Raw genomic sequence first — 19,667 nt, forward strand, 5'->3', positions numbered from 1 at the left:
TTTTCAGCCCCGGATTACACTACCACCAGTCAACCGCTTCCTAACCAGTTGCAGCTCTTCGACTTGTAAGCCGGACAGTAGTGGGGGGAGGGTTGGGGCGGGCGGATGGTCCGGTGCGGATCGCCCAGTCCAAGTGTGAGCGAATGCTGTTGAGCGGATGAATCCGCCGCTCCGACCGCGGGAACCCCCGACACCGGCCGCTGGCGCGTCCGGTTCGGGGCTTCAACCGCAACGGGTTCCGCGCCGATCTGGGGTGTGCTCCCTCTCCCACATCCGTTCGTGGGAGAGGGTCGTCGTGCGCAGCACGCGGGGTGAGGGGCCCCAGCCCGCGGCCGCGCACCACCATCGGGTCCGCCCCGTTCCTTCCCGCCACGCCGCGCCTTACATTCGCGCATGAGGCCGCGCCCGCGTCCGGGCCGGAGATCAACCCGCAAGCCGGAGCCCCGATGCCCGCACTCCCCAGCCGCGACGAGCAGCTCGCGCTGATGCATCAGTACGTGGAAAGTGAAAGCCTGCGCCGGCACATGTATTCGGTGGAGGCCGCGTGCCGTGCCTACGCCCGCGTCTTTGGCGAGGATGAGGACACGTACGGCGCCGCCGGGCTGATGCACGACTTCGATTACGAGCGCTGGCCGGAAGAGCATCCCCTGCGCGGCGCCGAAATGCTGCGCGAGGCCGGCTATCCCGAGCCGGTGATCCGCGCGATCCTGGCGCACTATCCCGACCGCACGGGCGTGCAGCCGGAGACGCGGCTGGAGCGCACCCTGCACGCCTGCGACGAAATCACCGGGCTGGTGACCGCCGCCGCGCTCGTTCGTCCCAGCCGCTCCGTGGCCGACCTGGAGGCCAAGTCCGTCATCAAGAAGATGAAGGACAAGCAGTTCGCCGCGGGCGTGGACCGCGACGACGTGCGCCGCGCCGCCGAAGAACTGGGCGTAAAACTGCCGGAACACGTGCAGTTCGTCATTGAAGCCATGCGCGGGATCGCCCCCGAACTCGGGATGTCGGCCACGGTCTGAGGAACCGCAACTGACTGGATCACGCAGAGCAGCAGAGGAGCAGAGGAGCCGATGTGGAATCATGAATGCTTTCCATCTGTTCTCTGCTCCTCTGCTGCTCTGCGTGAGATATGCTGTTGCTGTCCTCCGTGACCTCCGTGCATCCTCCGTGACCTCCGTGTGAAACAGCAGTTCTTTTGTTCATCGCAATGACATCGGCTGATACAGCAATTTGTATCACCCGTATTGCCGTATGACATGCTGGTTGTATCCGGCACCCCTCGCGGACACTCGCTGTTCGTATTATGGTAGGACTGTAGGCGATCGTCGGGCCGCCCGGAGCGGAGCCCCGGACGGCGAGCTGGACCTTTTCTCTTTTGTGGAGGCGTACATGAGAAAGCCGGTCAGCAAGCATGCACTGCGCAGGGCCCTGGAACAGGCGCGCGAAGAAGGCCTGGTCACCTGGTCGGAGCCCGCGGGCACCGTGGTGGACCACGTCTGGCACCTGATCTCCCGCGAAGCACTCGACGGCAAGCCCGAACGCACCCCGGCACGGCGCCGCGCTCCGGCAGCGGCCTGACTCTCTCCGCGGCGCAGCGCCGCATCGCGCCGTGAACCAGCCCGATTCTTCCGCGAGCCCCGGCCCCGGCCGGGGCTCGCTTCGCGCCGAGCTCCTCCTCAACCTCACCTTTCTGGCGCTCGCCGCCGCCATTCTGGCCGTCGGCACGCACACGGTGCTCAGCGTGCTGGGCCCCTCACCCGCCTGGGTGCTGGGCGCGCTGATCGCCGTGGACGTCGCCGTCTACGTCCTGCTGGCCAACCACCTCATCGAGCGCCTGGTGCTGCGCCCGGTGCAGGCCGCCGTCGCCGCCGCCGAGGCCATCGCCGCCGGCGACTACGCGCGCCGGGCGCCCGTGGGCGAAAACCTGGAGATGGCCGCGCTGTCCCACGCGCTCAACCGCATGACGGACCAGCTTCTGGACAACCAGGAGCGGCTGGCCCACAACGTCAGTTCGCTGGATGAAACCAACCGCGTCCTCGTCAGCACCCAGCGCGAACTGGTGGATGCGGAAAAGATGGCCGGGCTGGGCCGCCTGGCCGCCGGCGTGGCGCACGAAGTCGGCAATCCGCTGGGCGCGCTCATGGGCTACGCCAGCGTCCTGCGCCGCCGCGGCGCCGATCCGGAGCTCGTGGGTGGCGTAGAAGGAGAGGCGCGCCGCATCGACCGCATCGTCCGCGGGCTGCTGGACTACGCGCGCCCGGGCACGCGCGTGCGGGAAAGCGTGGACGTGAACGCCACCATCCGCGCCGCCGCCGGCGTCCTCACCCGGCAGGGGACGATGGAAAACGTCGAGTTCCGCCTTCAGCTGGAGGACGCGCTTCCGCCCGTCCACGGCACGCCGCACCTGCTGGAACAGGTGTTCGTCAACCTGTTCGACAACGCGCGCCGGGCCATGGAGGGCCACGGAACGCTGCACGTGCGCACGAACGTGGAGCGGTACCGGCCGGAGCGCGGCATTCCCGCCCGCCGCGCGGACGATCCACCGGGGATTTCGTACGCGCACCTGCGCCGCCCCCGCGCCGCCTCCGTGCGCGACCCGCACCGCATCGAGGCGGGCACCGAGGTCATCCGCATCGTGGTCGCCGACACCGGCACGGGGATTCCGGTGGATGACATCGACAAGGTGTTCGACCCGTTCTTCACCACCCGCGCGCCGGGCGACGGAACGGGACTGGGCCTTGCCATTGTCGCGAGCACCGTCGCAGACTTCGGCGGGCGCATCGAGGTGGCGTCGGCGCCGGAGGGCGGCGCGGCGTTCACACTCACCCTTCCCACCGAACAGGCAGAGCGTTGAGCAATCGCCGCGTGCTGGTCATCGACGACGAGGCGGGGCTGCGGCACACCCTGCTCCTCATCCTGCGCGACGAGGGCTATACCGTGCAGGTGGCCGAGGACGGCGAGGCGGGGCTGCGGATGGCCTTGGCCGAGCCGCCGGACCTCGTCCTGTGCGACGTGCGCATGCCCCGCATGGGCGGGCTGGAGTTTCTGGAGCGCTACCAGCGCGCGGGCGGCCCGGCGCTGGTCATCATGATGAGCGCCTACGGCACGCTGGACGCCGCGGTAGAGGCCATGCGCGGCGGCGCGTACGACTACATCAGCAAGCCGTTCAACGCCGACGAGGTCATCCTCACCCTGCGCAAGGCGGAGGAGCGCGAGCAGCTTCAGCGCGAAGTGGCCCGTCTGCGGCGCGAAGTGGGCGAGGTGGCCGGCTTCGAGCACGTGGTGGGCGTCAGCGGGGCGATGAAGGAGGTGATGGAGCTGGCCGGGCGCGTGGCCCCGTTCCCCTCCACCGTCCTGCTGACCGGGGAGAGCGGAAGCGGCAAGGAGGCCATCGCCCGCGCCGTGCACCGCGCCTCGCCCCGGCGCGACCGCGCGTTCGTGGCCGTCAACTGCGGCGCCATTCCCGAAAACTTGCTGGAAAGCGAGCTGTTCGGCCACGAGCGCGGCGCGTTCACCGGCGCGGACCGCATGCGCGAAGGCCTGTTCGAGGAGGCGGATGGCGGAACGCTCTTTCTGGACGAAATCGGCGAACTGCCGCTGTCGCTGCAGGTAAAGCTGCTTCGCGTCCTTCAGGAACGGACGATCCGCCGCGTGGGCGGCACGGGTGAGAAGGCGGTCGACGTGCGCGTGCTGACGGCGACCGCGCGCGATCTGGTGGATGAGGTGCGCGAGGGCCGCTTTCGCGAAGACCTCTTTTATCGCATCAACGTCGTGCAGATCCACATTCCCCCGCTGCGCACGCGGCCAGAAGACGTGCCGCCGCTGGCCGAACACTTCCTTCGCCGACACGCGCCACGCCTGGGAATCGATTCGCCGCCGCTGCCCCGTGACCTGGTCCCGGTGCTGGCGGCGTACTCCTGGCCGGGCAACGTGCGCGAACTGGAGAACGTGATGGAGCGCGCGCTGGTCCTGAGCGGCGGGGCCATGACGGTGGATCATCTTCCGCCGCACGTGCGCACGGGGCGCCATCCCTTTCAGCTGGCGGACGACGCGGGCGACCTGTCCGTCAAGCGGCGGCTTCCCGCGCTGGAAAAGTCGCTGATCTCCCGCGCGCTGGAACGCTGCGGGGGCAACCGCACCCGCGCCGCCGACCTGCTGGAGCTTTCCGTCCGCGCGCTCTCCTACAAGATCCGCGATTACGGTCTGGAATAAATTTCTTTTCGATACGGCGGTCGGACCGCAAAGCCGCTTCATCCCTGGGGATGGAGCGGCTTTCTGCTGCACGGAATCGCGGAATCCGCACACTTGTCCGGTTTGTGGCGGGTCGCGGTTTGACTTGTCTCCGCGCGGAAAGCATACATGATGGACGCGTGGATCGGGACGCCGCGCGGGGGAACGGGACACCAATGCGGGGAAGGGGAGAATGGAGCAGCCGAACCAGCAGTCTGAGGGATTCACGATGGTGGACGTGATGGTGACCCTCTGCATCGCCGGCATCCTGTGGGGGCTGGCGGCGCCGGCGGTGAACGCGGAGCTCGCCGGCATGCGGGTGCGGGCCGCGTCCAACACCATCGCCGGCGACCTGGCCCACGTGCGCTCCATCGCCATGCGCGACGGGGTGGGCGCCGTGCTGCTGCTGGAATCCGCCGCCGACTGCGTTCCCCGCTACCGAGGACGGCGCGCCGGGCACCTGTACCGGGTGGGCACGCGAGGCCAGGCGGTGGAGCGCATGCGGCGGGTGGACCTGCGCGGCACCGGCGGCCGGGTGTGCGCGGAAATGAACGGGGACGACACCCTGACCTTTACCTCGCGCGGCATGCCGCGGGGCTTCACCAACCGCACCATCTGGGTGTGGCAGGGCGCCACCACCGACTCGCTCACCCTGTCCGCGGTGGGCCGCGTGCTGCGCGTGCGGTGAGGATGCAAACAATGCGAAAACAGGAACTGTTTTCCGCCGCCGCGCGGGGAGAAGCGCGCGAAAGTGCGGTAATGGCAAGGGTTTCGGCAGGGCACGGAAGTTACGTTGTCCGCCGGCATGACCACACCACATCTTTTCCGCCCGCGCGGCCGGGCCGGCTTCACGCTCACGGAACTCATGATCACCGTGGGCATCGCCGTGGTGATCTCGGCGATGGCGTATCCGCGCCTTTCCGCCTGGGTCCGCTCGCTGAGCCAGCGCAGCGCGACGTCGCAGCTGGTGGCCGACCTCACCATGACGCGAACGCAGGCCGTGCGCGTGGGGCGCGCCGCCTCGCTCACCCTGGAAAACGCCACCACATACCGCGTGGCCTACGCCAGCCCCGTCACCACCGGCGACACACTGGTGAAGCGGGTGAAGATCGAGGGCGCGGGGCGGGGAACCACCCTGGCGCAGGTCAGCCGTACGTACCCGGCCACCATCACCTTCGATTCGCGGGGCATGCGCCGCAGCAGCCTGTCGACCTTTCTGGTCGTGCGTTCCGACCGTACCGATACCGTCAGCATATCCTGGGTGGGAAGAGTGTATCGTGGGCAGGAGCAATAACATGCGGTTGACGCAACGCGCACTCCCCGCCGGGCGCGACGGCTTTGCCCTGGCCGAGGTGCTGGTGGCGATGGTGATTCTGGCCGTGGGGCTCATGGCGCTGGAGTCACTGGCCATCGGCGCGGCCCGCCGCATCACCATGGCGAACTTCGCCACCGAGTACACGCTGATCGGGTCCGAGCGGATGGAAACGGCGCTGACCGCGGCCCGCGGTGGTACGCCGCCGGTCACCAGCACCACCACGCTGGCCGACGGCACCCGGGTGGACCAGGACGTCACCCCCACCGTTCTGGGCGGCGTGGGGGGAACCCTGTACCAGGTCCGGATCACCGTGACCCCCGGAGCCCTCGCCAACGCGCGGGTCCGCATTGCCCCCGTCGTTCTCACCGGGAGGGTGGTCCGATGACGGAGCTGACGCGCCGCGCGGACGCCCGCGCCGGCTTTACGCTCGTGGAACTGATCGTGTCGCTGGTGATCGGCGCGATCCTGGTGGGCTCCGTCTTTCAGTTCGTCAACGGGCAGGCCCGCATGGCGGGGCTGCAGAGCGCGCGGGAGGAAGTGCAGCAGAACGCGCGCGGCGCCCTTGAAATCGTGGGCGGCGATCTGCGCGGCGCCATTTCGTCCGGCATCGTGACGGCCAACCAGCGCGAACTGGAGTTCATGCTCCCGGCCCGCTGGGGCGTGCTGTGCAAGACGGGTGGCGGCTCCAGCACCGTCATGTTTCCCGCGGACGGGCTTCCCGCGCCCTCGGCCGGGCAGACCTGGGGGCTGCTGGCCCGCGACAGCATGACCACGCCGTGGCTTCCCGCGCTTCCCACGCGCGCCACCATCACCGCGGTGACCCCGGCCACGGTGACCGACGCCGCCACCGGCTGCCCGGGGCTCAGCCCCCGGGGAACGGCCCCCGCGGCCTTCGTGCTCACCGGGGCCAACCACCCCGCCGTGGGGCCCGGCGCGCTGGTGGCCGTGTACCAGCGCGTCCGCTACGACGTGGCGTCCGGGCCGGGCGGCGTGTGGATCCGCCGCAGCAACGGCGTGGGCACCGACGGCCAGTTCAGCATGCAGCCGCTGGCCGGGCCGGTGGACTCCACCGTGGTGCGCTTTCAGTACTACGGCGGCGCCGGCGGCGGGCTGATCGGAACCACGGTTGCCACGCCCTACACGCGGGCCCTTTCGCGTATTCAGTTCCGCGTGCGGATGAACAGCAAGCAGCAGCGTACCGCGGTTACGTACGATCAGGACTCCGTCAGCATCCAGATCCGCAACTAGAGGAACCGATGACTCATTCCGTCCTCCATCGCGTGCGCGACCGCCGCGGGGCGGCCCTGCCCGTGGCGCTCTTCGGCCTGGTGGCCGTAAGCCTGCTGGTGACCACCGCGCTGCTCACCTCCAACACCGAGTACGCCATCAGCGCCGCCCACCGCGGCGCGGCCGCCTCGTTGTACAACTCGGACGCGGCGCTGGAGCAGTACGTGGCCAACCGCTTCGCCGCGGGAAGCGGTGCCGGGGCCAACCAGTGGATGGTCCCCACCACCGAGGCCGGCGCGGTGACCACCGTCACCGGGCCCGACAACCGCGTGTACAGCGTGCAGGTGACGCGGATGAAGCAGAAGATCCTCGCCGTGCCGCGCAGTTCGCCCAGCGCGCTGGCGGACGAGATCTTTTCCCTCGTGGTGTCGCCGCAGAACGGGCGGGGGCGGGCGGTGGGGGCCTTTCTGCGGGTGCAGCGCTCCGCCCCCCGCCTCACCACCAGCATCAACGCGGGCGCCACCTCCGGCGGCGACCTCAAGGTGTCGGGCAACGCCACCATCAGCGACGGACGCAGCGGCGTAAACTACTGCAACACCGAAGACAACCAGTCCGACTACGCCGTGCAGGTCACCAAGGGCTCGCGGATCGACCTGGGCAACAACTCCGCGGGCAACCTGGAAGGCGCCACCAACGTCACCACCTGGGAAAAGAGCGAACTGGAGCGGCGGGTGCTGGGGCCCAACATGACGCTGGAGCGGCTCGCCGACGCCGCGGGGCTCAAGTTCGGCGCCCGGTTCGGCACGCCCGGCTTCAGCACCACGCGCATGAGTGCCACGCAGAGCGACACCATGTACAACTGGGGATGTCCCCAGGTGCTGCTGTCGCCGGGTACGTGCCCCGCCGGGTCCGCCGCGCGTGACGTGGTGGTGGCCATCGACGCGGGCGGAGGCGAGGTGCGCATCAACGGCGACTACGGGCAGGGAATGATCATTGTCCTGAACGGAAGCCTGAGCATTCAGGGCAACTTCGTGTACAAGGGGATCATTCTGGTAGAAAAGGACATGAACATCCGCGGCGGCAACGGCGGCAATGAGTCCAAGATCGAAGGCGCCGTGGTGGCGTTCGGAGAATCCAGCACGGTGGAAGACAATCTGAGCGGAACCGCCACCATCAAGTACAACTTCTGCGCCATCCAGGACGCCGAAAACGCCCTCAACAACACAGCCGCGCTGTCGGGTGACCAGCAGCGCCGCGGGGGTACGTTCGGCTGGTACGAACTGATACGGTAAACGCGCCCGCCGCACCGGATAGCGCGGGCATGTTCCGTCCGCCTTGACGGGGATGCATGCCCGCGCTACCATACCGGGCAGCCTTCCCGCAAACACCCGATCGCCACGCAATCCGCCGCCCTCCGCGGTGCCCCGCGTTCACGCACCCCCCCGATTCTCCCGATCCATGGTTTCGCTTTTCCGGCGCAACAAGAGCACGGTTGGCCTCGACATCGGCAGCGGGTTCATCAAGGTGGCCGTGGTGGATCATTCCGGCGCCGAACCCGAGCTGACGCACGTGTCGCACACGCCTCTGATCGCCGACGCGATCGTGGAGGGCGAGGTCATGGACCCGCAGATCGTGGTGGAGACGGTGCGTTCGCTGGTGGAAACGTCCGGACTCAAGCCCAAGCGGCTGATTTCGTCCGTGGGCGGCCGCGACGTGATGGTCAAGAAGATCCAGATGGACCGCATGAAGGAGGCGGACGCGCGCGAGGTCATTCGCTGGGAGGCCGAGCAGTACGTTCCCTTCGACATGGAAAACGTGCAGCTGGACTTTCAGATTCTTGACCCGCTCGACGACGGCCTGCAGATGAGCGTGCTGCTGGTGGCCGCCAAGCGCGAGGTGGTGGACCAGCGGGTGGGGCTTCTGCGCGACGCCGGGCTGTCGCCCGACGTGGTGGACGTGGACTCCTTTGCCCTGCACAACGCCTTCGAGTACAACTACCCCGAGGCCATGGAGGGGATCGTGGCCCTGGTGAACGTGGGCCACGAGATCGCCACGGTGAACGTGCTGCAGGACGGCGCCATGGTGCTTACCCGCGACGTGCCGTTCGGCTCGCGGCGCCTTCGCGAGGACATGCGCCGCATGCACGGCCTGACGGTGGAAGAGGCCGACGCCGTGCTGCAGGGCCGCTCCGAGCGCGCGGGCGAGTTCAGCGAACTGCTGCGGCAGGGCGCGGACGACCTGGCGGTGGGCGTGGAGCGGGCGCTGGCCTTTCTGGGTGGCGACGCGGCGCCCGGCCGCGTGTACGTGTGCGGCGGCGGCGCCCGCATCCCGGGGATGGTGGACGTCCTTGCCGCCCGACTGCGCGCCCGCACAGAAGTGGCCTCGCCGCTGCAGCGGCTGCGCGTGCGCCCCGGTGTGACCTCGTTCGTGGCCGTCGACGAACTCGCCCCCATGCTCATGCTGTCGGTGGGCCTCGCGCTGCGCGGCGGCGCGTGATTCCCGCCCGACCCTTCCGGAACGCTTCGGAGACTTCCTCGTGATCGAGATCAACCTGCTTCCCGCCGGCGGTGGAGGCGCGCGCAAGCCGTCCGCCCGCCGGTCCTCGGGAAGCGTGAGCCTGCCCCGGGTGGGGGGTGAGCCGCGCATCGCCGGCCTCGCCGCCGCGCTCGTGCTGGGGCTCCTGTTCGCGGCCTACTTCACCTGGACCTCCGGTTCGCAGATCGCCGCGCTCAACGCCGACGTGGAGCGCGAGCAGGGCGATTCGGTGCGGCTGGAGGCCAGCATCGCCCGGCTCAAGACGCTGGACACGCGGCGCGACACCATCGACCGCAAGATCCAGGTGATCCGCAGCGTGGACGGCCGCCGCTTCGTGTGGCCGCACCTGATGGACGAGGTGAGCCGCGCCACGCCGCCGTACCTGTGGCTTACCAAGCTGGCCGTGGCCGACGACGCCGGGGCGACCCCCGCCGCGCCGCCCCCGCCGCCGCGCACCGCCGCGGACTCCGCCAAGGCGAAGGCCGATTCCGCCGCCGCGGTGACCGCGGCGGGCGAGGGGCCCAGCTTCAACGTCGAGGGGAACGCGGGGAACACCCAGTCGCTCACCCGCTTCATGCGCAACCTGGAAGGGTCGCCCATGATCCGCGACGTGGCGCTGGTGACCAGCGAGCAGACCGACGTGCAGGGACGCAGCGTGCTGAAGTTCACCCTGGAGGCGCGCTGGGAAGACCCGGATCCGGCCTTCGTGCAGACCCTTCCCCTCGTAAGCACCCGATAACCGAATGGCGCTTCCTCCGCTTGAAGCGGCGCAGAAGAAGAACCTGCTGTACATGGCCGTGATCGCGGCCCTGGCCGGCTTCGGGTTCTACAACCAGATCTACACTCCGCGCAGCGCGGAGATCGAAACGCTCGAAACCCGCCTGGAGTCGCTCAAGACGGTGAACTCGCGCAGCCGCGCCATCACCCAGGGCAACGAGGCCGCGGTGGACGAGCGGCTGGCGCTGTACCGCGAGCAGCTGGAACTGGCCGAGGGGCTGATTCCCTCCGCCGAGGAAGTGCCCAACCTGCTGGACGCGATTTCCGCCGAGGCGGCGCGCACCGGGGTGGAGTTGCAGTCCATTCAGCCCGTGGGCGCCACCGAGGAGGAGTACTACACCCGGCGCGTGTACGACCTGGCGGTGACGGGGCAGTACCACCAGATCGGCGAATTCCTCACCCGGGTGGCCTCGCTGCCGCGCGTGGTGACGCCCACCAACCTGACGGTGGGCCCGGAGTCGGCCACCCCCGGCGCGCCGGCCGCCCCCGCGGCCTCGCCCCGCGGCGGCACGTCGCTGCAGGCCCGCTTTTCCATTGAAACCTACGTGATTCCCTCCACTCCGATGGCCGATGACGCGAGCGCCTGAGCGCGCCCTGCGCGCCGGAATGGCGGTTCTGGCCCTGGCGGCTGGCACCGCCCTTTCCGCCCAGCAGCCGGCCCCCGCCGGCGCCGCGCCGGCCGTGGCGCCCGCGGCCGCGCCGGGGGCTCCGGCCGCCGCCGCGCTGCCGGAGGCCGACGTGTACCGCCGCGAGGTGTTCCGCTACCAGGCCGGCGGCCGCCCCGACCCGTTTCAGCCGCTGCTGAGCAGCGACGACATGGGGGTGCGCGCCCAGGACCTGCGCCTGGTGAGCATCGTGTTCAGCGGCAACGCGCGGCAGTCCATGGCCACATTCGCGCTTCCGGATTCCACCACGCGCGTGCGCCTGCGGCTGGGACAGCGCCTGGGCAGCGTGACCGTGGTGGCCATCACCCCGCGCCGGGTGGACCTGCGCGAGGACGAGATGGGGGTGAGCCGCGTGTACTCGTACGAGGTGCAGCGCGCCCCCCGCGCCACCAGCGCGCCCCCGGCCGCGGCGCCGGCGATCGTTCCCGCCGCGCCCCCCGCGGCATCCGCGCCCGCCACCGGGCGCCGTCCGTAATGCCCATGACGACCAAGAGGCTTTCGATGATCGTGCGCAATGCATGGATGGCGCTGCTGCTGGCCGTGGCGCCCGCGCCCCTGACCGCCGCCCCCGCGGCCTTCCCCGCTCCCTCGGCGCCGCGCGCGCTGGACGGCAGCGTGGCGGCCCTGCGGCTGGAAGGCCGTGAGGGCCGCACCGAACTGACGGTGGACATCGCCGGCGGCGACGTGGCCTGGACCGATTTCACCCTGTCGGGCCCGCCCCGCGTGGTGGTGGACATTCAGAACGCCCGCCTGGGACTTCCCGCGCGGCAGTACGCCGGGCTGGACCGCGGCGGCGTGCGCGCGGTGCGCACCAGCCAGTACGCGGAGGACGTGGTGCGGCTGGTGCTGGACCTGGACCGCGACACCGGCTACCGCGTGGAGCGGGTGGCCGGCGGACTGCGCATCGTGCTGGCCTCCGGCGCCACGGCCTTTGCCCCGTGGAGCAGCGGAGCCGGCTCGCAGGCGGCCGCCCCGGCGCCCCGGCGCACGGAAACGCGTCCCGCCGCGCCGCAGCAGCAGCCCAGCCAGGCGCGCCGCATCACGGTGAGCTTTCAGAACAGCGAAATGCGCGACGTGCTCGCGACCTTCGCCGAGTTTTCCGGCCGCTCCATCATCGCCGGGACCGACGTGTCGGGGATCGTGGTGGACGGCGTATCGTTCAGCAACCAGCCCTGGGACGTGGCCCTGCGCACCCTGCTGCAGGCCTACGGGCTGGCGGCCGAGGAGCTCGAGGGCGGGCTGATCCGGGTGGACGCCATCGCGCGGCTGGTGGAGCGCGCCGCGGCCGAGCCCGTGGTCACGCGCCCCTTCCGCGTCAACTACGTCCCCGCCGGCGACCTGGCCAGCACCTTCAGCAAGCTGATCACCGACCGTGGCAACATCGTCGCCGACACCAGCACCAACACGCTGGTGGTGACGGACGTGGAGCGGGTGGTGCGCGACGTGGAGCAGCTGCTTCGCCAGCTGGACGTGCCCGCGGCGCAGGTGGCCATCGAGGCCAAGATCATCTTCGTGGACCGCACGCAGCTCGAGGCGCTGGGCATTCAGTACGACCTCAAGGACTTTGGCGGCAACGGCTTCGGCTCGCTGGTCAACAACCCCGTCTACGACCCCACCACGGGGCTGCCGACGGGTGAAAACACCGTCAACGACCAGTTTCTGCTGGGCGGCCCCTCGGTGGGCGCGGTGGGCAACGCGTCGTCGGACATCGACGACGCCTCGCTGAACGTGGCCGTGTCGCTGCTGCTGGCCAACCGCTTTTCGCTCGTGGCGCTGATCAGCGCCCTGCAGAGCACCGAACTGGCCGACGTGCAGGCCACCCCGCAGATCACCACGCTGGACAACCGTACGGCGCGCATCTTCGTGGGGCAGGAAATCACCTTCCTGACCGCGTCCACGCAGGGCGGCGCCTCGCCCACCGGCGGCGTGACGCTGCAGCCGGTGCAGGTGGAGGCGGGGATCGAACTGGAAGTGACCCCGCACATTACCGACGACGGCCGCGTGCGGCTGAGCCTGCGCGCGGAAAACAGCGACGCGGGAACCACCAACGCCAACCTGCTGAACGTGACCCGCCAGCAGGCCGAAAACCAGGTGCTGGTGGCCGACGGCGAGACCGCCGTCATCGGCGGGCTGACCGTGTCGCGGCTGCGCGAAACGCGCAGCGGCATCCCGTTCCTCATGGACCTCCCGTTCATCGGCGGACTGTTCCGGGTGAACGAGCGCCGCGAGCAGAAGCAGGACCTGCTCATCCTTGTCACCCCGCATATCGTGCGGCAGGATCCCTGACCGCATCCTCCCTCCGCAGGTCGTACCGATCATGAAATTCCTCCGTAGCCGGGCCGCCCTGGGGGCGGCCCTGGCACTCGTCGCCGCGCTGGCGGCGTGCGATTCGGGCACCAACCCGTTCAGGCCGGTTCCTCCGGTTACGGGCCCCGGCGGCAGTGACGCCGTGAAGCCCACCGTCGACGTGCTCCTGCCCACCGCGCAGGCGGCCACCGTCAACGTGGGCGATTCCGTGTTCGTGCGCGCCCGCGTGCGCGACGACCGCGGCGTGGTGAGTGCCCGCTTCCAGGCCTTTGCCGTGCGCGGCCGCCCGGAGCTGGGCACCGACACCGCCATCGCGCGCTTCGCCGAAAAGGTGGTGGACCTGCGGACGGCCGGGCGCGCGGTGACCGACACCACCCTGGACCGCTTCCTCCTGGCCACCACCGACACCCTCGCCGAGAACGGCGTGCTGGTGGTGGTGACGGCCACCGACTCCGCCGGCAACAGCACCGCCGACACCACGCGCATCAACCTGGTGTCGCGCACGGTCGCGCCCACGGTGCAGATCCTGTCGCCGACCGCGGCTTCGGGAGTGGTGCCGGTGGGTGACTCCATCTTCGTCAGCGCCCGCGTGGGCGACGACCGCCGGCTGGCGCGGGTGACCTTCTCCGGCTTTTCGCTGCGCGGCGACCCCGCGCTGGGAACGGCGGTGGTGGTTCCGCGCTTCGTGCCCAAGGAGGTCAACCTGGCCACCGCGGGGCGCGCGGTGACGGATACGGTGCTCAACCGCTTCCTGAACGCCACCGGCGACACGGTGCGCGAGTCCGGGGTCTACGTGGTGGTGACGGCGACGGACTCGTCGGGCTTCACCACCTCGGACACGGTGCAGATCACCATTGGCGGGGCCGGGGTGGTGCCGCAGGTGGAGATCACCGCGCCGGCGACCGGGACCACGGTGGTTCTGGGCGATCCGCTCCTGGTCCGCGCGCGGGCGCAGGACGACCGCCGCCTGGCCAGCGTGAGCTTCAGCGCCTACTCGGTGCGCGGCAACCCGGCGCAGGGCACGGGCGAAATCGTCCCCCGCTACGTCACGCGTACGGTGGACATGTCCACGGGGCGCGCGGTGCGCGACACGGTGGTGGAGCGGGTGCTGATGGCCACGCCCGACACGGTGCGCGAACCCAACGTGTACGTGGTGGTGACGGCGACGGACTCCACGGGTCTGTCCCGGTCCGACACCGTGCTCATCAACATCGCGGGGCCCAGCGCGGCGCCGACGGTGGACATCCTGGTTCCCAACGCGTCGGCGGACTCCGTCGGCGTGGGCGACTCCCTCTTCGTGCAGGCGCGGGTGCAGGACGACCGCCGCCTGGCGCGGGTGGTGTTCCAGTCCTTCTCCGTGCGCGGAAGCGTGGCGCTGGGAACGGACACCGTGGTGGTGCGCCACGCGCCGCGTACGGTGGACCTGACGGCCGGCGGGGTGGCGACGCGCGACACCGTCATCGGCCGGTTCCTGCCGGCCACCAGCGACACCATCCGCGAAACGGGTGTGTACGTGGTGGTGACGGCGACGGACACCTCCGGCATCTCGCGGGCGGACACGGCGCGCATCACCATCTCCGGGGCCGGCGTGGCGCCGCAGGTGGACATCACCGCGCCCACGGAGGGTGCGTCGGTGCTGCTGGGCGACCCGCTGCTGGTGCGCGCGAGGGTGCGCGACGACCGGCGGGTAGCGAGCGTGACCCTGTCGGCGTTCTCGGTGCGCGGCAACCCCGCGCAGGGAACGGGCGTGGTGGTGCAGCGCTACGCGCCGCGGACGGTGGATCTGTCGTCCGGGCGCGCGGTGCGCGACACGGTGCTGGAGCGGGTGCTGGAGGCCACGGCCGACACGGCGCGCGAATCCGGCGTGTACGTGGTGGTGACGGCGACGGACTCGTCCGGGCTGTCGCGCTCCGACACGGTGCGTATCACCATCGCGGGCCCCAGCGCGGCGCCTTCGGTGGACATCATCCTTCCCGACACGCGCACGGGCACCATCGCGGTGGGCGACTCGCTCTTCGTGCGGGCCCGGGTGCAGGACGACCGGCGCCTGGCGCGCGTGGTGTTCCAGTCCTTTTCGGTGCGCGGCCGGCCGGAGCTGGGAACGGACACGGTCGTTGCGAGGTTCGCCCCCAAGGAAGTGGATCTGACGGCCGGCGGGCGCACGGTGCGCGACACGGTGGTCGACCGCTTCCTGCTGGCGACGTCGGACACCGCGCGTGAAACGGGCGTGCTGGTGGTGGTGACGGCCATCGACTCGGCCGGGCTCAGCACTTCCGACACGGCGCGCATTTCCATCGGCGGGCCGCGGGTGCAGGTCACCGTTCCCGCCGGGCAGGACCCGCGCGGCGGCTCGGACCTGCGGGTGCGGGTGGTGGCGGAAGACGCGCGCGACCTGATCGGGTCGGTGCGGGTGCGCGTGTCCGGCGCCTTTGCCTATGACCAGACGATCACGCTCGCCGCGCCGCGCGCGGTGCTCGACACCGTGCTGGTGATCGCCATTCCGCCGCTTCCCACGGACGGGGTGATCACCATCGACGCCAGCACCATCTCCGGCTCGCTGCAGCCGGGCGTGGCGGTGCCCATTCAGGTGTCGGTGCGGGCGGCGGAGCTGGACCGGGTGCGGCCGCGCACCACCTTCGTGCCCGACGTGCGGGCCACGGTGGAGCAGGGCGACACCTTCCAGGTCACGGTGACCGGGGTGGATGAAACGCGGGTGGACTCGGTGGGCGTCACGGTGCTCGCCATCCGCCGCAGCGGGCCCCGGCCCGACACCCTGCGCGTGTACCGCGGCGCGGGGCCGGTCACCACGGGCATCTTCCGCTTCCAGATCTCGGACCTGGGGCTGAACCCGCTGGACACGGCCGGGGTGGACCTGGAAGTCACGGCCTGGTCCAAGGACAGCAGCGGCAACTGCGGGGCGGCGGTGTCGCCCAACACGCCGCAGCAGCTGGAGTGCGTGGCGGGGCCGGGCGGGGTGGTGCTCAGCACGGTGAGCGGCCGCGTGATTCCGGTGTTCATCGCCCGCGGCACCACGGTGGCGCGCCCCAGCGGCGGCGCCGACGTAATCGCCGACCTGGTGGCGGACTCGCGGTTCGTCTACCTGTCCAACTTCACCCGCAACCGGGTGGAGGTGCTGCCCCTGGGCGGGCGCGAGTACGCGCAGCCGGTGACGGTGGGCTCGCAGCCCTGGGGTCTGGCCATCGGGCGCACGGGTGACTCGCTGTACGTGGCCAACAGCGGCGGCACCAACTTCTCGGTGGTTCCGCTGGGCGGCCCGGTGCTGGCCGAGGCCACCAGCCGCCGCATCTTCACGCGGAACGAGCGGCTGTTCGCGCTCACGTACGAGCCGGACTCGGGCAAGGTGGGCCAGGTTACGCTCATCGACTACAGCGACCGCCCGCAGTTCGTGGCGCAGACGAGCAACGGGCTGCTGGTGTACTCCACCCGTCCCACGGCGGCGGCCAGCGACGGCACGGTGCGCATCTACGACCCGCGCAAGCTTCGGTCGGAGATCTTTACCGGGTACGTGGACCGCCACACCGGCGGCCGGGCGATCGTGGTGAACGCCGACTCGGCCTTCCTGCTCCGCCTGCAGCAGGTGCGCGTCTGCCCGCGGGCGCGCTTCGGCGACACGTCGCTGCCGCCCTGCATCGACGGCAACGCGTACTCGGTGTCGGCGCAGCTGGACTCGCTGCGCGCGCTACCGGCCAACGCGCAGGGCGGGCGCTACGACACGCGCCTGGACATCGGCGCCGACATCGACGAGGTCGGGTTCTCCGACACGACCTTCGTGGCGACCAGCACCGACCGCAACTACGTGGCGGTGGGCGAGGGCGCGCGCGACAACGCGCGGATCCCGCTGTTCCAGGTGGCCGGCGACTCGCTGCTGCTGCGGGGCGACGTGCGGGACCTGATCAGCAACTCGGCGGACCGGGTGATCGGGCTGGGGTTGAACCTGGACGGCTCGCTGGGCGTGGCCCGGGGCAACGAGGCGTACTTCTTCAACAACGAGCTGCGGCGGCAGGGCAGCCTGCTGCTGGGCCAGCCCACCGGGGGCGTGGCCATGCACCCGCAGAGCGCCATGTACCCCACCGGCAGCGTGCGCCTGGCGTTCGTGTCCGGTGTGGAGAACGGCCGCTTCTTCATCGACGTGGTGGACGCATTCAGCTTCGAGCGGAAGAAGCGGGTGTTCACGCGTGACCCGGTGGTGGGCGCGCTGGTGGTGGCGCCCCGCGCCACCGGGGACGCTCCGAACGTGAACCTGCGCCTGTACGCCCTCACTTCGGGCGGCGTGCTGGGGCTGGAACTGACCAACGAGGACCTGCAGTAGTCCTCCGCGGCGAACGGATGAGGCGGGGGCCCGGCGCAATGCCGGGCCCCCGCTTCGTTTTCCGGATGATGAACCGCACCGGTGCGGATGCGCCGCGACGATGGCGGAAACTCCCCGATGGATGGTCGGCGCCACCTGCTCGCGGTCCCGCCGTGCCACCCCACGGCGGCGCCCCGGCACTGTCCGCCACGCACGACATCCGCGCCCACAGTCCGCGCAGGCGGACTTCGTGTTTTTCGAGGTGCGGTTTCAACCGCCGGACTCATCCCGCCGCCACACACTATCTTCTTTCTAAACCTGATCATTCCCGCGGATTGGATCGGCGAGGCGAGGGGCCGGTCCCGATCGTTATCTCCCGCACCCCCTAGCAGGGATGAGCCGCGGCGGGGACTTCCGGACAGTGCAAGCGCGGTTTTGGACGTCCGCGGAGCCGCCGATCCGGAAACATCGCGCCGCGGCTCCGGCGGGGAATGTGGCTCCGGCACTGGCGCCCGCCCGCGCCGCACGTTTTATTTCCTCCCATGCCGACCTTCCGCTTCATTACCGCGGGCGAGTCACACGGCCCCGCGCTGACGGCGGTCGTCGAGGGCGCTCCGGCGGGCCTGCCCCTGTCATCCGACGAGATCGACCGCGAACTGCGCCGCCGCCAGGGAGGCTACGGCCGCGGCGGCCGCATGCGCATCGAGTCGGACCGCGCCGAGTTTCTTTCCGGCGTGCGCCACGGCCAGGCCCTCGGATCGCCCATCGCCCTGCTGATCCGCAACCGCGACTGGGCCAACTGGACCGACGCCATGTCGCCGTCCCCCGTGGATTCCATGGGAGACGACGACGCCATGCGCCGCGTGTACCTTCCCCGTCCCGGCCACGCCGACCTCGTGGGCGCGCTCAAGTACGACCGCACCGACGCGCGCGACATCCTGGAACGCGCCAGCGCCCGGGAAACGGCGGCGCGGGTGGCCTGCGGCGCCGTGGCCAAGCGGCTGCTGGCGGAACTGGGGATCACCGTCGGCAGCCACGTGGCGTCGCTGGGCGGCATCGTGGCGCGCGTGCCGGACGAACTGCCGGAAGACCTGAACGCCGCCTCCGATCCGTCCCCCGTGCGCTGCCTGGACGCGGACGCCGAAGGGGCGATGATCGACGCCATCGACGCCGCCAAGCGCGCGGGCGACACGCTGGGCGGCGTGGTGGAAGTGGTGGCCCGCGGCGTTCCGGCCGGCCTGGGCTCGCACGTGTCGTGGGACGCCAAGCTGGACGGGCGGCTGGCGCACGCGCTCATGTCCATCCAGGCCATCAAGGGCGTGGAGATCGGCCTGGGCTTCGAGGGCGCCATGCGGCCCGGCTCGCGCGTGCACGATCCCATCGTGGCGGACGCGTCGGCGGGGCGGGGCGGGGGATTCGGCCGGGCGAGCAACCGCGCCGGCGGGCTGGAGGGCGGCATCACCACCGGGCAGCCGCTGGTGGTGCGCGCCGCCATGAAGCCCATCTCCACCCTCATGCAGCCGCTGGCCACGGTGGACCTGCGGACGGGCGAGATCGCCGAAGCCGTGCGCGAGCGCAGCGACGTGTGCGCCGTCCCCGCCGCCGGCGTCGTGGCCGAGGCGATGGTGGCGCTGGTCCTGGCCGCCGCGGTGCTGGAAAAGTTCGGCGGCGACAACATGACGGATCTGCGCGCCTCGTTCGATGCGTATGTGGAGCGGATCCGCGGCCGTGGCGTCTTCGCGCCCCGCTGACGCCGTTCCCCGGCGCGTGGTGCTGCTGGGGATGATGGCGTCGGGCAAGTCGGCGGTGGGCGCGGTGCTGGCGAAGCGGCTGGGATGGAGCCACGTGGACCTGGACCGCGAGATCGAGGCGGCGCAGGGACGCCGCGTGGCGGAGATCTTTGCCGCGGAGGGCGAGCCGGCGTTCCGCGCGCTGGAGGCCGCGGCCACGGCCCGGATCGCGGGGCGGACGGAGGTCGTACTGAGCCCCGGCGGCGGGTGGATCACCCGTCCCGCGCTGCTGGACAGCCTGGGGCCCGACACGCTTTCCGTCTGGCTGCGGGTGAGCGTGGACGAGGCGGTGCGCCGCGCGTCTGCCTCGCCGGGGGAACGGCCCTTGCTCGCCGGCCCCGACCCGGCCGGAGCCGTCCGCAGGCTCCTGGGCGAGCGCGAACCGCTGTACTCCCGGGCGGAACTGCACCTGATGACCGACGGCCGCTCCGTGCCCGCACTGGCGGACGATATCCACTCGGCACTACGCGCCCGGGGCCTCGCGCCCCGCTGAGGGCGCATCTCTCACGATC

17 protein-coding genes are annotated in these 19,667 nt (G+C 70.8%); all 17 read left to right on the forward strand.

Annotated elements, in window-relative coordinates; genetic code table 11:
- Positions 1-446: 446 nt before the first annotated feature.
- Positions 447-1,019, forward strand: a complete 573-nt coding sequence (locus HNQ61_RS24550; protein WP_170039211.1) for an HD domain-containing protein — start codon at positions 447-449, stop codon at positions 1,017-1,019.
- A 370-nt stretch (positions 1,020-1,389) separates the two neighbouring features.
- Positions 1,390-1,578, forward strand: a complete 189-nt coding sequence (locus HNQ61_RS24555) for a hypothetical protein (RefSeq protein ID WP_170039209.1) — start codon at positions 1,390-1,392, stop codon at positions 1,576-1,578.
- A gap of 31 nt (positions 1,579-1,609) precedes the next feature.
- A complete protein-coding gene (locus HNQ61_RS24560; protein WP_170039207.1) occupies positions 1,610-2,854 on the forward strand; it encodes an ATP-binding protein in 1,245 nt (414 codons plus the stop codon).
- Positions 2,851-4,212, forward strand: coding sequence for a sigma-54-dependent transcriptional regulator (locus HNQ61_RS24565; protein WP_170039205.1), 1,362 nt, complete (start codon positions 2,851-2,853; stop codon positions 4,210-4,212). Before HNQ61_RS24560 ends, HNQ61_RS24565 begins: the two co-directional genes overlap by 4 nt.
- A 211-nt stretch (positions 4,213-4,423) precedes the next feature.
- Positions 4,424-4,918, forward strand: coding sequence for a pilus assembly FimT family protein (locus HNQ61_RS24570; RefSeq protein ID WP_170039203.1), 495 nt, complete (start codon positions 4,424-4,426; stop codon positions 4,916-4,918).
- A gap of 117 nt (positions 4,919-5,035) precedes the next feature.
- A complete protein-coding gene (locus tag HNQ61_RS24575; protein ID WP_183685844.1) occupies positions 5,036-5,524 on the forward strand; it encodes a GspH/FimT family pseudopilin in 489 nt (162 codons plus the stop codon).
- 1 nt (position 5,525) lies between these two features.
- Positions 5,526-5,930 (forward strand): type IV pilus modification PilV family protein, encoded by a 405-nt coding sequence (locus tag HNQ61_RS24580; protein ID WP_170039199.1) that lies wholly within the window; start codon positions 5,526-5,528, stop codon positions 5,928-5,930.
- Entirely contained in the window at positions 5,927-6,793 is an 867-nt protein-coding gene (locus HNQ61_RS24585) for a PilW family protein (RefSeq protein ID WP_170039197.1), read from the forward strand. The genes HNQ61_RS24580 and HNQ61_RS24585 overlap by 4 nt, the downstream gene beginning before the upstream one ends.
- An 8-nt stretch (positions 6,794-6,801) precedes the next feature.
- Positions 6,802-8,064, forward strand: coding sequence for a hypothetical protein (locus HNQ61_RS24590; protein ID WP_170039195.1), 1,263 nt, complete (start codon positions 6,802-6,804; stop codon positions 8,062-8,064).
- A 166-nt stretch (positions 8,065-8,230) separates the two neighbouring features.
- Complete coding sequence (pilM, locus tag HNQ61_RS24595) at positions 8,231-9,268, forward strand: type IV pilus assembly protein PilM (protein ID WP_170039193.1); 1,038 nt, start codon at positions 8,231-8,233, stop codon at positions 9,266-9,268.
- Between the two features lie 40 nt (positions 9,269-9,308).
- The gene (locus tag HNQ61_RS29740) at positions 9,309-10,046 is read left to right on the forward strand and encodes a PilN domain-containing protein (RefSeq protein WP_170039191.1); all 738 of its coding nucleotides are present in this window, start codon (positions 9,309-9,311) and stop codon (positions 10,044-10,046) included.
- A gap of 4 nt (positions 10,047-10,050) precedes the next feature.
- On the forward strand, positions 10,051-10,671 hold the full coding sequence (locus HNQ61_RS24605) for a type IV pilus inner membrane component PilO (protein ID WP_170039189.1): 621 nt from the start codon (positions 10,051-10,053) through the stop codon (positions 10,669-10,671).
- Positions 10,655-11,224 (forward strand): hypothetical protein, encoded by a 570-nt coding sequence (locus tag HNQ61_RS24610; protein ID WP_170039187.1) that lies wholly within the window; start codon positions 10,655-10,657, stop codon positions 11,222-11,224. Before HNQ61_RS24605 ends, HNQ61_RS24610 begins: the two co-directional genes overlap by 17 nt.
- Before the next feature lie 5 nt (positions 11,225-11,229).
- Positions 11,230-13,035, forward strand: coding sequence for a secretin N-terminal domain-containing protein (locus HNQ61_RS24615; RefSeq protein WP_170039185.1), 1,806 nt, complete (start codon positions 11,230-11,232; stop codon positions 13,033-13,035).
- A gap of 31 nt (positions 13,036-13,066) precedes the next feature.
- A complete protein-coding gene (locus HNQ61_RS24620) occupies positions 13,067-17,386 on the forward strand; it encodes a YncE family protein (RefSeq protein WP_170039183.1) in 4,320 nt (1,439 codons plus the stop codon).
- A 521-nt stretch (positions 17,387-17,907) separates the two neighbouring features.
- Complete coding sequence (gene aroC / locus HNQ61_RS24625; RefSeq protein WP_170039181.1) at positions 17,908-19,116, forward strand: chorismate synthase; 1,209 nt, start codon at positions 17,908-17,910, stop codon at positions 19,114-19,116.
- The gene (locus HNQ61_RS24630; protein ID WP_170039179.1) at positions 19,094-19,648 is read left to right on the forward strand and encodes a shikimate kinase; all 555 of its coding nucleotides are present in this window, start codon (positions 19,094-19,096) and stop codon (positions 19,646-19,648) included. Before aroC ends, HNQ61_RS24630 begins: the two co-directional genes overlap by 23 nt.
- Positions 19,649-19,667: the final 19 nt, after the last annotated feature.

Source organism: Longimicrobium terrae, from assembly GCF_014202995.1.
Taxonomy (GTDB): Bacteria; Gemmatimonadota; Gemmatimonadetes; order Longimicrobiales; family Longimicrobiaceae; genus Longimicrobium; species Longimicrobium terrae.